The sequence below is a fragment of the Heyndrickxia acidiproducens DSM 23148 genome (genome assembly GCF_000374345.1).
Classification (GTDB): Bacteria; Bacillota; Bacilli; order Bacillales; family Bacillaceae_C; genus Weizmannia; species Weizmannia acidiproducens.
Window position 1 is genome coordinate 81,495 of record NZ_KB893981.1, and the last position, 15,742, is coordinate 97,236.

Annotated in this window: 20 protein-coding genes and 1 riboswitch; of the genes, 15 read left to right on the plus strand and 5 right to left on the minus strand. The window is 46.0% G+C overall.

Annotated features, from left to right (window positions below; genetic code table 11):
• Positions 1-84: 84 nt before the first annotated feature.
• Positions 85-714, plus strand: coding sequence for an MBL fold metallo-hydrolase (locus C232_RS0103995; RefSeq protein ID WP_018661525.1), 630 nt, complete (start codon positions 85-87; stop codon positions 712-714).
• A 60-nt stretch (positions 715-774) separates the two neighbouring features.
• Here C232_RS0103995 and C232_RS0104000 read toward each other — a convergent pair whose 3' ends face one another.
• Both C232_RS0104000 and C232_RS0104005 read right to left on the minus strand, forming a co-directional pair.
• The gene (locus C232_RS0104000; RefSeq protein WP_018661526.1) at positions 775-1,017 is read right to left on the minus strand and encodes a DUF2626 domain-containing protein; all 243 of its coding nucleotides are present in this window, start codon (positions 1,015-1,017) and stop codon (positions 775-777) included.
• A 75-nt stretch (positions 1,018-1,092) separates the two neighbouring features.
• Complete coding sequence (locus tag C232_RS0104005) at positions 1,093-1,800, minus strand: helix-turn-helix transcriptional regulator (protein ID WP_018661528.1); 708 nt, start codon at positions 1,798-1,800, stop codon at positions 1,093-1,095.
• Between the two features lie 220 nt (positions 1,801-2,020).
• Between C232_RS0104005 and comGA the strand changes: the two genes are divergently transcribed.
• From comGA to C232_RS19225, 9 genes are read left to right on the plus strand one after another with little or no spacing between them, the layout of a single operon-like run.
• Positions 2,021-3,133, plus strand: a complete 1,113-nt coding sequence (gene comGA / locus C232_RS0104010) for a competence type IV pilus ATPase ComGA (RefSeq protein WP_018661530.1) — start codon at positions 2,021-2,023, stop codon at positions 3,131-3,133.
• Positions 3,075-4,097, plus strand: coding sequence for a competence type IV pilus assembly protein ComGB (comGB, locus tag C232_RS0104015; RefSeq protein WP_081622722.1), 1,023 nt, complete (start codon positions 3,075-3,077; stop codon positions 4,095-4,097). Before comGA ends, comGB begins: the two co-directional genes overlap by 59 nt.
• A 30-nt stretch (positions 4,098-4,127) precedes the next feature.
• Complete coding sequence (comGC, locus tag C232_RS0104020; protein ID WP_018661534.1) at positions 4,128-4,439, plus strand: competence type IV pilus major pilin ComGC; 312 nt, start codon at positions 4,128-4,130, stop codon at positions 4,437-4,439.
• Positions 4,436-4,873: a competence type IV pilus minor pilin ComGD gene (comGD, locus tag C232_RS0104025; RefSeq protein ID WP_018661536.1), complete on the plus strand. Its 438-nt coding sequence runs from the start codon at positions 4,436-4,438 to the stop codon at positions 4,871-4,873. The genes comGC and comGD overlap by 4 nt, the downstream gene beginning before the upstream one ends.
• Positions 4,860-5,165, plus strand: coding sequence for a type II secretion system protein (locus tag C232_RS0104030; RefSeq protein ID WP_018661538.1), 306 nt, complete (start codon positions 4,860-4,862; stop codon positions 5,163-5,165). The genes comGD and C232_RS0104030 overlap by 14 nt, the downstream gene beginning before the upstream one ends.
• Complete coding sequence (gene comGF, locus C232_RS0104035; RefSeq protein ID WP_026314468.1) at positions 5,149-5,607, plus strand: competence type IV pilus minor pilin ComGF; 459 nt, start codon at positions 5,149-5,151, stop codon at positions 5,605-5,607. The genes C232_RS0104030 and comGF overlap by 17 nt, the downstream gene beginning before the upstream one ends.
• Entirely contained in the window at positions 5,604-5,975 is a 372-nt protein-coding gene (comGG, locus tag C232_RS0104040; RefSeq protein WP_018661542.1) for a competence type IV pilus minor pilin ComGG, read from the plus strand. The genes comGF and comGG overlap by 4 nt, the downstream gene beginning before the upstream one ends.
• Positions 5,972-6,472, plus strand: coding sequence for a shikimate kinase (locus C232_RS0104045; RefSeq protein ID WP_018661544.1), 501 nt, complete (start codon positions 5,972-5,974; stop codon positions 6,470-6,472). The genes comGG and C232_RS0104045 overlap by 4 nt, the downstream gene beginning before the upstream one ends.
• 42 nt (positions 6,473-6,514) lie before the next feature.
• On the plus strand, positions 6,515-6,688 hold the full coding sequence (locus tag C232_RS19225) for a YqzE family protein (RefSeq protein ID WP_018661546.1): 174 nt from the start codon (positions 6,515-6,517) through the stop codon (positions 6,686-6,688).
• A gap of 278 nt (positions 6,689-6,966) precedes the next feature.
• Here C232_RS19225 and C232_RS0104055 read toward each other — a convergent pair whose 3' ends face one another.
• Complete coding sequence (locus tag C232_RS0104055) at positions 6,967-7,758, minus strand: YqhG family protein (RefSeq protein WP_018661548.1); 792 nt, start codon at positions 7,756-7,758, stop codon at positions 6,967-6,969.
• A complete protein-coding gene (locus C232_RS0104060) occupies positions 7,727-9,430 on the minus strand; it encodes a DEAD/DEAH box helicase (protein WP_018661550.1) in 1,704 nt (567 codons plus the stop codon). The genes C232_RS0104055 and C232_RS0104060 overlap by 32 nt, the downstream gene beginning before the upstream one ends.
• Before the next feature lie 330 nt (positions 9,431-9,760).
• A riboswitch (glycine riboswitch) is annotated at positions 9,761-9,853 on the plus strand.
• A 203-nt stretch (positions 9,854-10,056) separates the two neighbouring features.
• Between C232_RS0104060 and gcvT the strand changes: the two genes are divergently transcribed.
• The 3 genes from gcvT to gcvPB are packed head-to-tail and all read left to right on the plus strand — an operon-like array spanning position 10,057 to position 13,983.
• On the plus strand, positions 10,057-11,172 hold the full coding sequence (gene gcvT, locus C232_RS0104070) for a glycine cleavage system aminomethyltransferase GcvT (RefSeq protein ID WP_018661554.1): 1,116 nt from the start codon (positions 10,057-10,059) through the stop codon (positions 11,170-11,172).
• A gap of 2 nt (positions 11,173-11,174) precedes the next feature.
• On the plus strand, positions 11,175-12,524 hold the full coding sequence (gene gcvPA / locus C232_RS0104075) for an aminomethyl-transferring glycine dehydrogenase subunit GcvPA (protein ID WP_018661556.1): 1,350 nt from the start codon (positions 11,175-11,177) through the stop codon (positions 12,522-12,524).
• Positions 12,517-13,983 (plus strand): aminomethyl-transferring glycine dehydrogenase subunit GcvPB, encoded by a 1,467-nt coding sequence (gcvPB, locus tag C232_RS0104080; RefSeq protein ID WP_018661558.1) that lies wholly within the window; start codon positions 12,517-12,519, stop codon positions 13,981-13,983. Before gcvPA ends, gcvPB begins: the two co-directional genes overlap by 8 nt.
• Positions 13,984-14,030: 47 nt before the next feature.
• Here gcvPB and C232_RS0104085 read toward each other — a convergent pair whose 3' ends face one another.
• On the minus strand, positions 14,031-14,417 hold the full coding sequence (locus tag C232_RS0104085) for a rhodanese-like domain-containing protein (protein WP_018661560.1): 387 nt from the start codon (positions 14,415-14,417) through the stop codon (positions 14,031-14,033).
• Positions 14,418-14,573: 156 nt separating this feature from the next.
• On the opposite strand from C232_RS0104085, the gene C232_RS0104090 reads away from it, so the two are divergent.
• Both C232_RS0104090 and C232_RS20100 read left to right on the plus strand, forming a co-directional pair.
• Complete coding sequence (locus tag C232_RS0104090; protein ID WP_018661562.1) at positions 14,574-15,410, plus strand: lipoate--protein ligase family protein; 837 nt, start codon at positions 14,574-14,576, stop codon at positions 15,408-15,410.
• Positions 15,411-15,561: 151 nt separating this feature from the next.
• Positions 15,562-15,742, plus strand: a 181-nt coding sequence (locus tag C232_RS20100; RefSeq protein ID WP_026314469.1) for a hypothetical protein, incomplete at its 3' end; no start/stop codon positions are given.

Here is a 15,742-nt window from a genome sequence, read left to right on the forward strand (position 1 = left end):
CGGCTGTGCTGAAGATCCTGTGAAAAATCCATCTGTCACCCGGCAATGGAATCGTGGTAAAATAGGACGGAGGAGGGATATGAAATGCAGTGGAAAAAGCTGCCTTTAGGTCCGATCCAAACCAATTGTTACATATTATGGAATGATCAAAAAGAGTGCATCATTTTTGATCCGGGTGCTGAAGCGGAGAAAATTCAGGCTTTTATTGAAGAAAGCGGCTTGCGCCCATTGGCTGTTTTGCTTACCCATGCCCATTTTGACCATATCGGGGCGCTCGATGAAGTGAGAACGGCGAACGCGATTCCTGCCTGTGTCCATCAGAAGGAAGCAGACTGGCTGATGGATCCGCGTAAGAACGGCTCCCTTTTTTTTCGGATGGGAGAAATTCGCACAAATCCTGCAGATAGGATTTTGGAGAAGGAGGGAACACTTGAAATTGGTTCTTTTCGTTTTCAAATTTTTGAAACACCCGGCCATTCTCCGGGAAGTGTTTCTTTTTGGCTTCAGGAAATCAGCACCGTTTTTTCAGGGGATGCCTTATTTGCCGGCAGTATCGGCAGGACAGATCTTTACGGGGGAAAACATCAGCAGCTGCTCACCAGTATCCATGAAAAATTGCTTTCATTGCCCGGGGAAACAGTGGTGTGCCCGGGCCACGGTCCTGTGACAACCGTTTTAGAAGAAACCAGCCAAAATCCATTCATACAGGAATAAACAAAATCGGCGAACCGTTCGCCGATTTTGTTTATCAAAAAATGATTCGAAAATTTCACTTCATCCCCCGGCTCCCGGTGTCAGCATAAAAGTCGTGTAATAAGTGAAGCCCGCGAAGAAAATGGTCAAATAAGCTCCGAAAATGTACATATACATGCGTTCTGATAATTTTAAATAGCTGACGAGTACAAAAAAGCCGGTCTGTGCAAGGAATAATAAAGCGGTTTCATTCATGTCCCCCAAATAAAACATCACCGCCATGATTCCTGTCCAGAACCCTAATACCCTGTACATTCGATCCAAAAGCACCACCCCTTCTTTAAAGTCCATCAAAATTATTATAAGGGAAAAAAGAAGGGGTGTAAATAAAGCGGATCATTAATTCGCAACTTTTGCAACTTTCACATGATATACGCATTCACTGCACTCATGCAGCATTGTTTCGTGCTGTTTCAGGTCAAAGTCATCGAAGAGTGCTTCAAACAGCCCATGTATATAGGCAATATGCATTTCGCACACTTGAGGAGAATGATTGATCAGTTCTTTAAACGGGCAGTTGTAAACATGATAGTCCATTTCATTGGCATGGTCAGTTTGTGTTGTTTCGATGCAATAACCATCCATGCTGGAAACGCTGGCCAAAACAGATAGTTTTTCCTCATAACTCAGTTCTGCTTTGGTTTTATTCATGTTTTTCAGCATGTTTTCGATGATTTGTTTCCCGTACTGTTTTCCGATATCTTTTAAAAGATCACTGCTTGCCAGTTTCATTTTATTAAGGGTTTCCAGCAGGATATTGGAAAGCAGTTTATATTCGCGGTGCGGGAAGGAAAGCTCAACGACTTGTTCCGAGCTCCTGTAAAGCCTTGCGGGACGGCCGCCTTTGCCTGTTTTGTTTAATTCGGACTGGATGACTTTCACATCTTCCAATTTTGATAAATGTAGCCGTGCAACATTCGGGTGGATGTTAAATTCATTTGCCACTTCCTGTACGGAAACGTCTCCTCTTTTTTTCAGGACAAATTGGTAAATCGAGTAACGTGTCGGGTCTGAAAGTGCGTTGATCACTTTTAGTGTTGGTTCCATTTATAACACCTCTGCATTTTTAATAATATCCATATTATAAATGATAAATATGCCCCTATATGTGATAAATATCACAAATTTAAACTGTTTCAAAAAACGTTCACAAATGGTTGAACTTTTTGTAAAAATTTTTTTAAAAAAATTTGTTTTTATGCAGGATTTTGAGAAATGCCGTCGAATCAGGAATATAACCAAAAAGAAAGGTGGTAAGATATGAAGCATGTCAATAGAAAAAATAGTGGAATTGCTGCTCGGACAAGCCGTTAAAAACAAAGTAACGGATGTTCACATTGTTCCGAAGCAGCGCAGTTACCATGTCCAGTTCCGGCAGTACGGCAGGTTATACCCCCACCGTAACCTCGCGCCGAAAACCGGGGAAAGGCTGATTTCCCATTTGAAGTTCATGTCAAACATGGATATCAGCGAAAAACGCAAGCCACAGAGCGGTTCTTTCGAGCTAAACCTGCCGCAGCAGACCATCTCCTTAAGAATTTCGACTCTCCCTACCTCCCTTTTTAAAGAAAGCCTGGTCATCCGGATTCTCCCCCGGGAAGGAAGCGTACAAATTGACCAGATTTCCCTTTTTCCATCGAGCAGAAAAAAATTAATGGCGCTGATCAGGCATTCGCATGGCATGCTGATCTTCAGCGGACCAACCGGCAGCGGCAAATCGACAACGATGTACACGCTTGTCGAGCACTGTTCCAAACAATTGATGAGAAATGTGATTACGTTGGAAGATCCCGTTGAAAAGCAGACGGAAGCTTTCCTGCAGGTACAGGTCAATGAAAAAGCCGGGATGACTTACAGTACAGGATTAAAAGCAATTTTGCGCCACGACCCCGACATTATTCTGGTCGGTGAGATCAGGGATGCGGAGACAGCGAAAATTGCTGTCCGCGCCTCGCTGACGGGGCATTTGGTGCTGAGCACGATGCATACAAGGGATGCAAAGGGAGCCATCTACAGATTGATGGAGTTCGGGGTACCCCATCATGAAATTGAACAAACATTGCTTGCGGTCAGCTCGCAAAGGCTGATTACACTGCTTTGCCCTGTTTGCGGAGGGCGTTGTTCGCCTTTTTGTGTGCACCGCCGGCAAAACAAACAGGCGGCTGTATATGAATTGCTATATGGGCGTAACTTGCAAAAGGCGCTCCAGGAAGCGAAAGGGGAAGCTGTTTGTTATCATTATCCGACACTGAAAGAATGGTTGCGAAAGGGGATTGCGCTTGGCTACATTTCTCATGAAGAATATACCCGCTGGATTGCCGATGAGGAAGAAACGAAGGAGCATCAAGGCTCAGGGCCGCTTCTTAATCCGGATCAGTGACATGCTTGGCAATGGATTTGCGATCTCAGATGCCATCCAATTTCTTCAGTATGCAGATTCAAAAGAACAAACATCACAGATGAATAAGCAGCTGCAAAACGGCATGCCGCTCCACGAAGTCCTGTTAAAACACCATTTTGATGCGAATGCCTGCTCGCAAATCTATTTTGCGGAGAAACACGGGGAGATGATCCCTGCCTTAAAAGAAGCAGGCCAATATTTATTAAAAAAGCATGAGGATAGGCAAACGCTTTGGAAACTGATCCGGTATCCGCTTTTGTTAATGGTCATTTTAGTGCTGGTTGCCGGTTTGGTCAGAAATATTTTGCTGCCGCAGTTTGAAAGTATTTATCAAGCTTTAAACTATACGCCCCCAGGAAGCCTGAAGTTTTTTCTGAACGCCATTGAACAGGCTCCGATCATCCTTTTATCTCTGCTGCTTTTCTTATCCGCTGCAGCGTCATGCCTCTATGTTTATTTGAAGAAAAAACTTCCTGTTAAGCGGGCGGCATGGCTGTCCAAAATCCCTGTGTACCGTTTTTACTATAAAAACTATTACAGCCAGTTTTTAGCCAGGGAATGGAGTTTTCTCCTAAAAAGCGGATTTTCCATCTACGAAATCCTCCATATTATGGAATCGCAAAATTTCAGGCCGCTGTTGCGGGATACAGCGATTCTGCTCCGCGAAAAACTATTGGCAGGCCAGACTTTTTCAGCTGCCCTTTCATCTGTTGATTTTCTTGAAAACCAGTTTGTCGAACTGGTCCGCCACGGGGAAAAGAATGGCCGCCTTGACCGTGAACTGTATTACTTCAGCCGGATCAGCCTGAAAAAAATGGAAGAAAAAGCCCAGAATGCTTTTCAAATCATCCAGCCCGTTGTGTTTATGCTGATCGGTGTCTTTTTGGTCGCCATCTATCTGTCGATTCTGTTTCCAATGTTCCAAATGATCGATGCGGTATAGAAAATAGAATGCTGAAAGGAGAGGGATTTGATGTCCTTATTAAGAAATGAGAAAGGGTTCACATTGATTGAAATGTTAATTGTTCTGCTCGTCATCACCGTTTTGTTGTTTTTGATGATCCCGAATATTTCGCAGCATACGAGCACGATCAACAACAAAGGCTGCGATGCATTTGTGGCCATGGTGCAGGGACAGGTGCAGGCATATGAAATGGATCATAACGCATTTCCAACCAGCATCAGCCAATTGAAGGATGGGGGCTATGTATCGAAAACAAGCTGCCCGAACGGCAACAGTGTGTCCATTGATGCGAGCGGGAATGTGACAGAGGTCAGCAAGTGAACCGGGTAAAAGGAGAGGCGGGTTTTACACTGCCCGAAATGCTCGTGGTGCTGCTTGTCGTTTCTTGCGTCACCTCCCTGGCTGCTGCCAATTTCAAGCCGGTTCAGCATACTATGGAAAGGAAACTGTTTATGAACCAGCTGAAAAGCGATTTGTACTTGGGGCAGACAAGCGCCATGGCCAATCAAACCAATATTTATATCCAGTTTTATCAGAATTCGTATCAGATGTTTGATGTGAAAAAAAGGGTCTATATTGTGAAACGGCTGTTGCCGGAAAACGTACAATTGTTGAGCAGCGGCACCTTTTCCGCTTACAAAATCGGCCCCGACGGAACAGTCAATCAATTTGGAACGATTTATTTCCAGGCGGGCGGTAAAAAAATCAAACTGGTTACCCATATTGGGAGCGGCAGATTTTATGTACAGGAATGAAAAAGGATTCACATTGGTTGAAGTACTGGCGGCATTCACCATCTTCTGTATGATGGCGACGGCACTGTTCCCGGCGGTAATGGAGCTTATGGAAAGTTGGCAGGAATCAAAAAAAGAGATGACAGCGGCAAGAATATTGTATGAAAAAACAGAACAGTGGATCATGACTGGCAAGGCAGAAGAAACAGAGGAAGAAAGGGGCGGAACGCGATTTGTATTTCACATCGAAGACAAGGAAAAGAAAGCGTGCGTTTCCTACGAAACAAAGGAGGTCTGTGTTTCTGAAGAATAACCAAAAGGGTTTTACATTAATAGAAAGTCTGTTTGTGCTTATGGTAACGGCAACCGTTTTTGCCATGTTCCCGCTGGCGCTCAAAACATTTGGCCAGGTCAATGCGGTACTGATGCCGGAAGAAACGTACGAATGGAATATTTTTCTCATCCAGCTGCGGAAGGAAATCAGAATGAGCGAGGCGCTTAGCGTTGATAACAGTAATACTTTGCGCTTAAGGGTGGACGGCAGGAACGTCGAATATGGGCAGTACCGGCAGCTTTTGCGGCGTACGGTGGACAATGAAGGCCATGAAATTGTCCTTCAAAATATTAAATTCGTCCATGTCAAGGAAACCGGCTCAGGTGTTTTCATGCAGGTGCAGTTTCTCGACCGGTCAGAAGAAACAGCCAGCTTTACGTTTTCCCGCCCGTCCGGAGATTCGGGAGGAGATGCTTCATGAACCGGGAAAAAGGCTTTATATTCCCGATGGCAATCATCTTGTCATTGCTGGTGTGCACGGCCATTTTTGCAGCGGTTGAAATCTATTTGGACGAAAAGAAGTATGCTGTGCTGATAACGGAATATTATCAAAGAAATACAATGGAACTGCTTGCCCTGCGGGATATCAGAGGCATCATGGAAAGCGGTGGCGAAAACAGTAAAGGTACCCTGCAGTTTTCAAATGGTACGGTCACATACCAGACCGCTGAATCGGATGGAGATATAGCCATTTCCCTCTTCATCAAAAATGATACTGGTGAAGAATTTGAAAGTGAGATACGATATAACCAAACAGAAAAAAGAATAGTCCGGTGGGAGGAAAAATGAAAAATAATATTTACTTGATAGGCTTTATGGGAGCAGGAAAAACAACCGTCGGGAGGGCTTTGGCGAAGCAGCTGCAAATGGAAGCACTTGATCTGGACGCTTGGATTGAAGAAGAAGAGGGCATGACGGCCGCACAGATTTTTGCCAGCAAGGGGGAAATGTATTTTCGGGAAAAAGAATCGGAAATATTAAAGCGTTCGGCTGCATTCCGGGGCATCATTACAACCGGGGGCGGGATTATTTCACGTGCGGAAAACCGCGAATGTTTAAAAAAGTCCGGGTTTACCTGCTTTCTTGACTGTGACCCGGACATCCTGATTGCCCGCGTCCAGGATGACCCGGCCAGGCCGCTGGCGTTTAACCGTGCGCGCGAAGAAATGATCGCACTTTATCAGGAGCGCCTTCCTTTTTACAAAGCCTGCGCCGATATCATCATCGATACTTCAGATAAAACGGTGGAACAGGTTGTGCAACTGATTGCCGGAAGAATAAAATAAGGTTATTCCGGGCATAATGGCGCATATAAAGGAGTGGCCTTTATGTCGACAAACGACTACGTAAAATACATGACGCAAACTTTTATGCACCATATGAATACGCCAAAAACCGAACGCAAACAGAAAAAGGAACTGAAAAAACAGGAAATGACGCCGTTTATGACACGGTGGTTCGGCATTCTCCCTTTCTTTTTCCTGTTTTTTAAAAGAAAATAATAATCTTTTTAAAGCCGGCAGTACATGGGAAGCTGCCGGTTTCTTTGTTTGTGGAAAGGAAGTCTGAAATTTTGGACTTTGGAATTGTCCTGCGCCAAGCCCCTAAAGCTGCAAACCAAACCTTCCAACAGGCTATATAAAATGAACTTAAGTTTTTACATCATGACCTGGCATTTATTTGCATGATTACTCCGTCTTGCAGCAGGCAACAGAGCAGCAAAGTTTAGTTCATTTTATATAGAAAGCTTTTTTGGCCGGCCAACGCGCTTGCGCTATTCTCACAGTAAGGGATCTTTCAGGTAAAAAAGCCCGCCATTGGTTGTTTCAATCGTAATTTTCGGTTCATACTGTTCCTTGAGGGCCTGTTTCTCGATGGCATAGGCGTCCGGTTTCTCTTCCATATCTGCATAAAAGTGATCCAGCAGCGCAAGATCCTGATTCCAGCGTTCAACGGCTGCTTCCGCCCAGCCGTGCGATTGTGTTTCCAATTCTTGCCGCAAATAATTTTCAATCCGGTTGATACCGCTCCCGGGCAAAATCATAGGGGTTAAGGTAAAACAGTAATCCGGGATTTTCGGGACCAGCTGCCGCGCATCAAGTTTATCCTGAAAGTCTTCCACCATGCGGCCATTGATCAAATTTAATCCTATCGAACGAAAAACATCTTTTTTTAAATCACATTGATAAGAAACTTTCAGGTTCATCGCCAGCCACGGATACAACGGCGTTTTTTTTCCTTGCGCACCAACTTCTTCAAACAGCCTGATAAAGCGTGCAAGCTCCTTCGTTGTCCGGAAAATTTGGTTCAAGCGCGGCGCCCCGAAATGGATGGCTTCCCCTTTTAGATTGTCAGGTGCATGCTGCGGGTCTGTAATAAATGTCACGGACATCGGATTCGGCACGCCGCCCGTTTTCTCCAGATACGTCCAGTAAAACGGGCGGTTCATTAACGCCTTATCGAGATCAATGGTCAGCCGGACACTCAAATAGCCAGGCTGGTTCTCGATAAATTCACAATCATTGGCACGGAAAAAGTTTTCAAGATATTGATGTATTTCTTCCTGAAGCATGCCCGCTTTCCTCCTGTTTTCGGATAGACTCCGCAAATTCAATCATTTGTGTAAGATTCTCCATTTTGATTTTCATTTCCCCTTCTGAATGTGATTTTTGGAAAACATCGAGCAAATGGTCTTCCAAACTGCCAAAATCGAGGCGTGTCAAAATATCATCCAATGCCCCAATAACCCGCTCAAACAAATGGATTTTTTCGTAAAGTAATTTGAGAATATGGTCTTCTACCGTGTTTTTTGTCGCGAAATTATAAATATGGACATCACTTTCCTGACCGAGACGGTGGATACGGCCGATCCTTTGCTCGAGCCGCATCGGGTTCCATGGCAAATCAAAATTAATCATATGGTGGCAGAATTGGAGATTGATCCCTTCGCCGCCCGCTTCAGTCGCAATCAGGACCTGCGCATGTTTTTGAAACAAGTCACGCATCCAGTCTTTTTTTCCGCGCTTAAAGCCGCCGCGGAAAGGGACAGAGGATATGCCGTGCTGTTTTAAAAACCATTGCAGGTAAATTTGCGTTGCCCGGTATTCCGTAAAAATAATCACTTTATCATCGATCCGCTTGATAAGTTCGAGTGCTTTTTCCGCCTTTGAATTGGAATGGACCGCTTCGATTTTCCGGATCAGCGCTGCAACCGTTTCTTCCAGGGCGGGAGCAGGCTGCTCCGTTTTTTTCAATAGATTCTTTAATGTAACAAATACGGCTTCCCTGCTGGAACAGGCTTCCCTTTGCAAGGTTAAGAGCGAAAAACCAGCGGTGGTATAACCGCCGTCAAGATCTTTAAGCATCATCAGGGCATCATATAATTCCCGTTCCGCTTTGCTGAAATCGATCAGCACCGTTTCCACATGCCGCTTCGTCCATTCAATGCCGGTATTTGCCCGGCGGTTGCGGATCATAACTTTATTGACAAGCTGTTTTAAATGTTCATCTTCCCGGACTTGGCGGTCTCCTTTTTTATATTTTTTGCTGAAATTCGTTTCACTTCCTAAATGTCCCGGTTTTAATAATGAAACAAGGTGGAAGATTTCATCGATCCGGTTTTGAATCGGCGTCGCGGTAAGGAGAAGACAGAATTTTTTCTTTAAGCTTTGGACAAATTCATAGTTTTTCGTGTTCGGGTTTTTCAGTTTATGGGCTTCATCGATAATAATAAGATCATATTGCTGTTTGTAAATGATTTCCCGGTGCGGGCTTCTTTTGGCGGTATCGATAGAAGAAACAATGCAATCATACTGGTCCCACATATAGCTTTTGCGCTGGCCGACAGCGGGAATGTGAAATTTTTGGTTTAATTCGGCCACCCATTGCGAAACGAGCGATGCCGGCACCAGGATCAGCACTTTTTTAACGAGCCCCCTGATCATATATTCTTTTAAAATCAGCCCTGCTTCAATCGTTTTCCCAAGCCCGACTTCATCGGCCAAAATCGCTTTCCCGTTCATTTTCTCGACCACCTGGCGCGCCACTTCCAACTGATGGGGAAGCGGTTTGACATTGACAAGGTGTTTTGGTGCCTGCAAGCCTTCAAATTCCGGGATAATGAGCTGCTTTTCCATTTCCACTGCCAGTTTATAAAGCGCCCATTTCCCCCATGGCCCGTCATTTTGATAACGTTCCAGTAATCCGTCTTTCCATGAATGATCAAACTCTATTTTTACATCCATTCAAGCATCGGCTCCTTTCTTGCCCAGCATGTAAACTGGAGGCGGGTGAAGGCAAAAGACAAACTGTATCGCAAATTTGCCGCCGGTTTTGAAACGGGCGTTTGCCAGGTGAAAAAAGATCTGTTTTTCCTGTATTTGCACATTTTAAAAAATAAATTGATTTTACTATTGGTTTAATGATACGATGAAACTGAAAGTTGGGTTTATTGTATTTTGATCATGCAAATAGTTGGCACGTGCGGCACGGGCAGCACAATGTCCAGCTGCCCGGGGTGCCGGCTGGTGATGATTTATTCGTAGTATGCCCGTTTTTTAATTGAATATTGGCGGATGAGAATAAGGGGAGAGACTGCTATCGTGCAGCGCCGAAGGAGCAAACAGAAGTGTTGTGAATCTCTCAGGCAAAAAGACTCTTAATTTGACGCAGCTCTGGAGAGTGCTTGCAAAATCGTAAGCCACCCAAGGGGAAAACCATTCGGTAAACTTTCAGGTGCCAGGACAGAGAATATTTCGTTCAGTTAACGGAATATTCTCTGTTTTTTTGTTTTGAATAGCCGGGAGGGGCTGGCCGGACTGGTTTATTTATACGGGTATATCTGAGATAAAAATTGAACGGAGGAGAGAATGTGTCGGATTTAAAGCGGACACCATTGTTTAATGTTTACCAAACATACGGCGCAAAAACGACCGCATTTGGCGGCTGGGAGCTTCCTGTCCAATTTTCAGGAATTAAAGCAGAACATGAAGCCGTACGTACCAAAGCAGGATTATTTGATGTTTCGCACATGGGAGAAATCCTTGTGGAGGGAAAGGGCAGCCTTGCATTTTTGCAGAAAACGGCCACCAATGATGTGTCAAAATTAGAGCCGGGAAAGGCCCAGTACACAGTGATGTGTAATGAAAACGGCGGTACGGTGGATGACTTTTTGATTTACCAGTTGGATGAAGGACGCTATTTATTGGTCGTCAATGCCGCCAATATCACAAAGGATCTGGAATGGCTGCTGCGCCATCGCACAAAAGAGACGGCCATTTCAAATCTATCGGACTCAATCGCGCAATTGGCGGTACAAGGCCCGTTATCCGTAAAAATTGTGCAGAAATTGATGCCTGATTTTAATGCAGCTGCACTTCCGGCTTTTTCTTTTACGGTAGGCGCGGATCTCTCCGGATTTCAAGTGCTGCTCTCAAGAACCGGGTATACCGGTGAAGATGGTTTTGAAATTTATTGTAAAAGTGGAGAGGCTGCTTCTTTATGGGAAAAAATCTTGTCCGCCGGGAAAAAAGACGGGATTCTTCCATGCGGGCTTGGCGCACGCGACACGCTCCGGTTCGAAGCAGGGCTATGCCTTTACGGACAGGAATTAACAGATGCGATCACGCCGCTTGAAGCCGGCATCGGGTTTGCCGTAAAACTTCATAAACAAGCGGATTTTATTGGCAAATCCGCTCTGCAGAAACAGAAGGATGCGGGCTTGCAGCGCAAACTTGCCGGGATTGAAATGACAGAACGCGGCATTCCGCGGCACGGCTACCGGGTCTGGTCCGGGGACAGCTTGATTGGGGAAGTGACAACAGGGACACAGTCGCCGACTTTGAAAAAAAATATCGGCCTCGCGCTGATCAACACCGCATATTGTGAGCCTGGAACTGAAGTGGAAGTGGAAATCCGTTCTAAAAGAGTGAAAGCCAAAGTTGTTCAAACACCATTTTACAAGCGGAAAAAGAATGGGGGCGTATAAGCATGATACATCGTTATTTGCCAATGACGGAAGAAGATAAACAGGAAATGCTCAAGGATATTGGCGTGGCTTCCGCGGAAGAACTGTTTGCGGACATACCGGAAACCGTGCGATTTAAAGGCGATTACAAGATCAAAAAAGCAAAATCAGAAACCGCGCTCCTGAAAGAACTGGCTGCGCTTGCCGCAAAAAATGCGGATCTGAAACAATATGCATCATTTCTGGGAGCAGGTGTTTATGATCACTATATTCCTGCAGTAGTCGATCATGTGATTTCACGGTCTGAATTTTATACGGCATATACGCCGTACCAGGCGGAAATTTCGCAAGGGGAACTGCAGGCAATTTTTGAGTTTCAAACGATGATTTGCGAACTAACCGGAATGGATATGGCCAATTCATCGATGTATGACGGCGGCACTGCGCTGGCAGAAGCGGCAATGCTAAGTGCGTCACATACCCGCAGAAATAAAATTTTGGTTTCGGCGGCGGTCCACCCGCAGTCGCGGATGGTTTTACATACGTATGCGCGGGGGCAGGGCATCGATATTGAGGAAATCCCATTGCAAAACGGCCAAACCGGCCTCGAAGCGCTCAAAAATAAAATCGATGGAGAAACGGCAGCTGTGATTGTCCAGTATCCGAATTTTTTTGGTTCGCTTGAAGCCTTAAAAGAGATCGGGGAAATCGCACACGCCCATCAAGCATTGTTTGTTGTCTCGGCTAATCTGCTGGCACTTGGTGTTCTGGCGCCGCCTGGAGCATTCGGGGCAGATATTGTGATCGGCGATGCCCAAGTATTTGGGATACCTGCTGCTTTCGGCGGTCCGCATTGCGGCTACTTTGCGGCGACCACCAAGCTGATGCGCAAAGTGCCTGGGCGCCTAGTCGGTGAAACGGTTGATGAAAACGGGAAAAGGGGGTATGTGCTGACGTTGCAGGCGCGCGAACAACATATCCGCCGTGATAAAGCCACCTCAAATATTTGTTCCAACCAGGCATTGAATGCGCTGGCTGCTTCTGTTGCGATGGCAGCACTTGGGAAAACAGGCGTAAAAGAGATGGCGCTTGCCAATATTTCAAAAGCGCAGTATGCAAGAAAGAAATTGAAAGCACACGGTTTCCGACCTGCATTTGATGCCCCGTTTTTCAATGAATTTCTCGTCAAAATGCCAAAAAACATAAAAGAAATCAACCACTATTTATTAGAGAAGAAAATAATCGGCGGTTATGATGCCGGCCGCGATTACCCGGACTACCGCGGCCATATGCTTGTTGCTGTAACGGAAATGCGGACAAAAGAAGAGATCGATCAATTTGTGAAAGAATTGGGGGAATGCTGCCATGCCTAACCAGGAACTGCCCTTGATATTTGAACGCTCAAAGCGCGGAAGAATCGCCTACAGCCTGCCGGAGCTGGATGTACCGCAAGCCAATTTGGCGGATGTTTTTCCAAAGGAGTATATCAGACATGCGGATGCGGAACTGCCGGAAGTCTCTGAACTGGATTTAATCCGCCACTACACATTGTTATCCAAACATAACCATGGCGTGGATTCAGGCTTTTATCCGCTTGGTTCATGCACGATGAAATACAACCCGAAAGTTAATGAAACGGTTGCACGCTTCCCTGGTTTTGCAAATATTCACCCGTTCCAGGAAGAGGATTCTGTACAGGGGGCACTTGAACTCATGTATGACCTGCAGCAGCATCTTATCGAAATCACCGGCATGGATGAGGTTACCCTGCAGCCTGCAGCCGGCGCCCACGGCGAATGGACAGGGCTGATGCTGATCCGCGCCTTTCACGAAGCAAATGGCGACACGAAACGCACAAAAGTCATCATCCCCGATTCAGCCCACGGCACCAATCCGGCATCAGCTTCAGTTGCCGGGTTTGAAACGGTGACTGTGAAATCGAATGAGCACGGGCTTGTCGATCTGGACGACTTGCGGAGCCTGGCCGGGGAAGATACCGCGGCGCTGATGCTGACCAATCCGAATACACTCGGATTGTTTGAAGAGCAGATTCTAAAAATCGCGGAAATTATCCATGGGGCAGGCGGCAAGCTATATTACGACGGCGCCAATTTAAACGCCGTGCTTGCGAAAGCCCGCCCTGGCGATATGGGCTTTGACGTCGTTCATTTAAATCTCCACAAAACCTTTACCGGCCCGCATGGCGGCGGCGGCCCCGGTTCCGGCCCTGTCGGCGTGAAAAAGGATTTGGTTCCGTTTTTGCCAAAACCGCTGATTGCTAAAGAAGGCGGCCGCTATTTTCTCGATTATGACCGGCCCCAGTCGATTGGGCGGGTCAAACCGTTTTACGGGAATTTCGGCATTAATGTGCGTGCCTATACGTATATCCGGTCGATGGGTCCGGATGGTTTGCGGGCGGTAACCGAAAATGCTGTCATCAATGCCAATTATATGATGAGAAAACTTGCACCTTACTACGACCTGCCGTACGACCGGCACTGCAAACATGAATTTGTCATTAGCGGCAGGCGCCAGAAAAAGCTCGGGGTCAGGACTTTCGATATTGCCAAGCGGCTGCTGGACTTTGGCTTCCATCCGCCGACTGTCTACTTCCCGTTGAATGTTGAAGAAAGCATGATGATCGAGCCGACCGAAACAGAATCAAAAGAAACGCTGGACGCTTTTATTGATGCAATGATCCAAATTGCAAAAGAAGCGGAAGAAAATCCGGAAATCGTTCAGGAAGCGCCGCACACAACAATCGTCAAACGCCTTGATGAAACCAGGGCGGCGCGAAAACCGGTGCTGCGCTATAAAAAGTCAAGTAAATGAAAGCAAAGAAAATACCGCGGCTAAATAGCTGCGGTATTTTCCTGCCTTTATTTACTTGTTTTAATTTTTCCTGTCCAGTTTTTATAGCCGCCTTTTAATTGATACAGATCGCGGCAGCCGTTTTTGTAAAGCATCTGCGCCGCACGTCCGGTACGTGTGCCGTTTTGGCAATATAAGTAAACCGGTCTGTCGGGCCGGATTTCTTTTAATCTCATTTTTAATTGAGACAGCGGAATATTCCGGGCGCCTAAAATATGCCCGTTCGCAAACTCATTCGGTTCCCGGACATCTATTAACTGCGCTTTGCGGTAGCCTGCTTTAAATTCCTCTTCCGTCAGGCTTGTCAGGATTTTTTTCTGCCTGTAGTAACTGGCCAGTGTATAGGCGGCAACCGCAACGATGACGATGATGGCTGTGTACAATGTTTGTGACAATCTGCTTGCCCCCCTTCTACCTTCTTGCCCTATCTATTATTATATTCGTGATCGGGCGCTTAATCAAAATTTTTTTGAATCCGTACCTGTCCTTTGTTTTTTTGAAGCGATTTCTGCTAAACTGGTAAAGTAAATTTTTTAAAAAGAGGGGTACAAATGGGAAAAGAAATTTGGAATTTTATCGATTCCGGTTATTGCTCTCCATCTTTTAATATGGCACTGGATGAAGCGCTCCTGGACTGGCACAGCCAAGGGAAAATCGGGCCGGCCATCCGTTTTTACGGCTGGAATCCCGCAACGCTGTCGATCGGTTATTTTCAAAAAGCGGAAAAAGAGATTGACTTGGAAGCGGTGAAAGCTTCCGGGCTCGGGTTTGTACGCAGACCGACAGGGGGGAGGGCTGTTCTCCATGAACACGAACTTACATACAGTGTGATTGTTTCAGAATCGCATCCGGATATGCCGAAAACGGTAACGGAAGCCTACAGGGTAATTTCGGAAGGGCTGCTGAAAGGATTTCAAGCGCTCGGGCTTGATGCGTATTTTGCGGTGCCGGAAACAGAAGAAGAAAGAAGCGGGTTAAAAAAGCCGCATACCTCCGTCTGTTTTGATACGCCGAGCTGGTATGAACTGGTTGTAGAAGGCAGAAAGGTAGCCGGGAGCGCACAGACACGGCAGAAAGGCGTGATTTTGCAGCACGGCTCGATTTTGCTTGATGTGGAAGCGGACAAGCTGTTTCGTCTATTTAAGTTTCCAAATGAAAGAGTAAGAGAAAGAATGAAAGGAAGTTTTAAGGATAAAGCCGTCGCGATCAATGAAATCAGCCCGAAACGGATTACTTTCGATGAAGCGAAGGCAGCTTTTTACCGGGGGTTTCAGGAAGGGCTGGATATTGATTTGCGGCCGTACAGCCTGAATCATGCGCAACTCGCCTATGTGGAGCATCTGGCGAAAACACGCTATGAATCCGATGATTGGAATTTTAAGAGATAAGGGAAAACTTAATTTTTTTTTTTTTACAGAAAAAGCATGGTTTGATGCTTTTTCCTTTTGGTGCGCCGCGCATGACGATTCGCTAGGCGGCGAAAGTCCGCTATGGGGGTAGATAGCGACCAACCATTAGCCAAGAGCAAGGGTGTCCATTGTGAAGTGGAATCTGAAGGAAGCTGGAGGCAAAATTCTGACCCGAGGAACACGAATACCATCAGGCGTACTCTTACAGGGTAAGACTGCCAAACAAGTCAAAGCCCAAAAGCTATCCGGATGTGGAGGCGTAAATGGTACGGGTGCATGGAATGAAAGGGAATCGTCTTACCGCGGGAGGT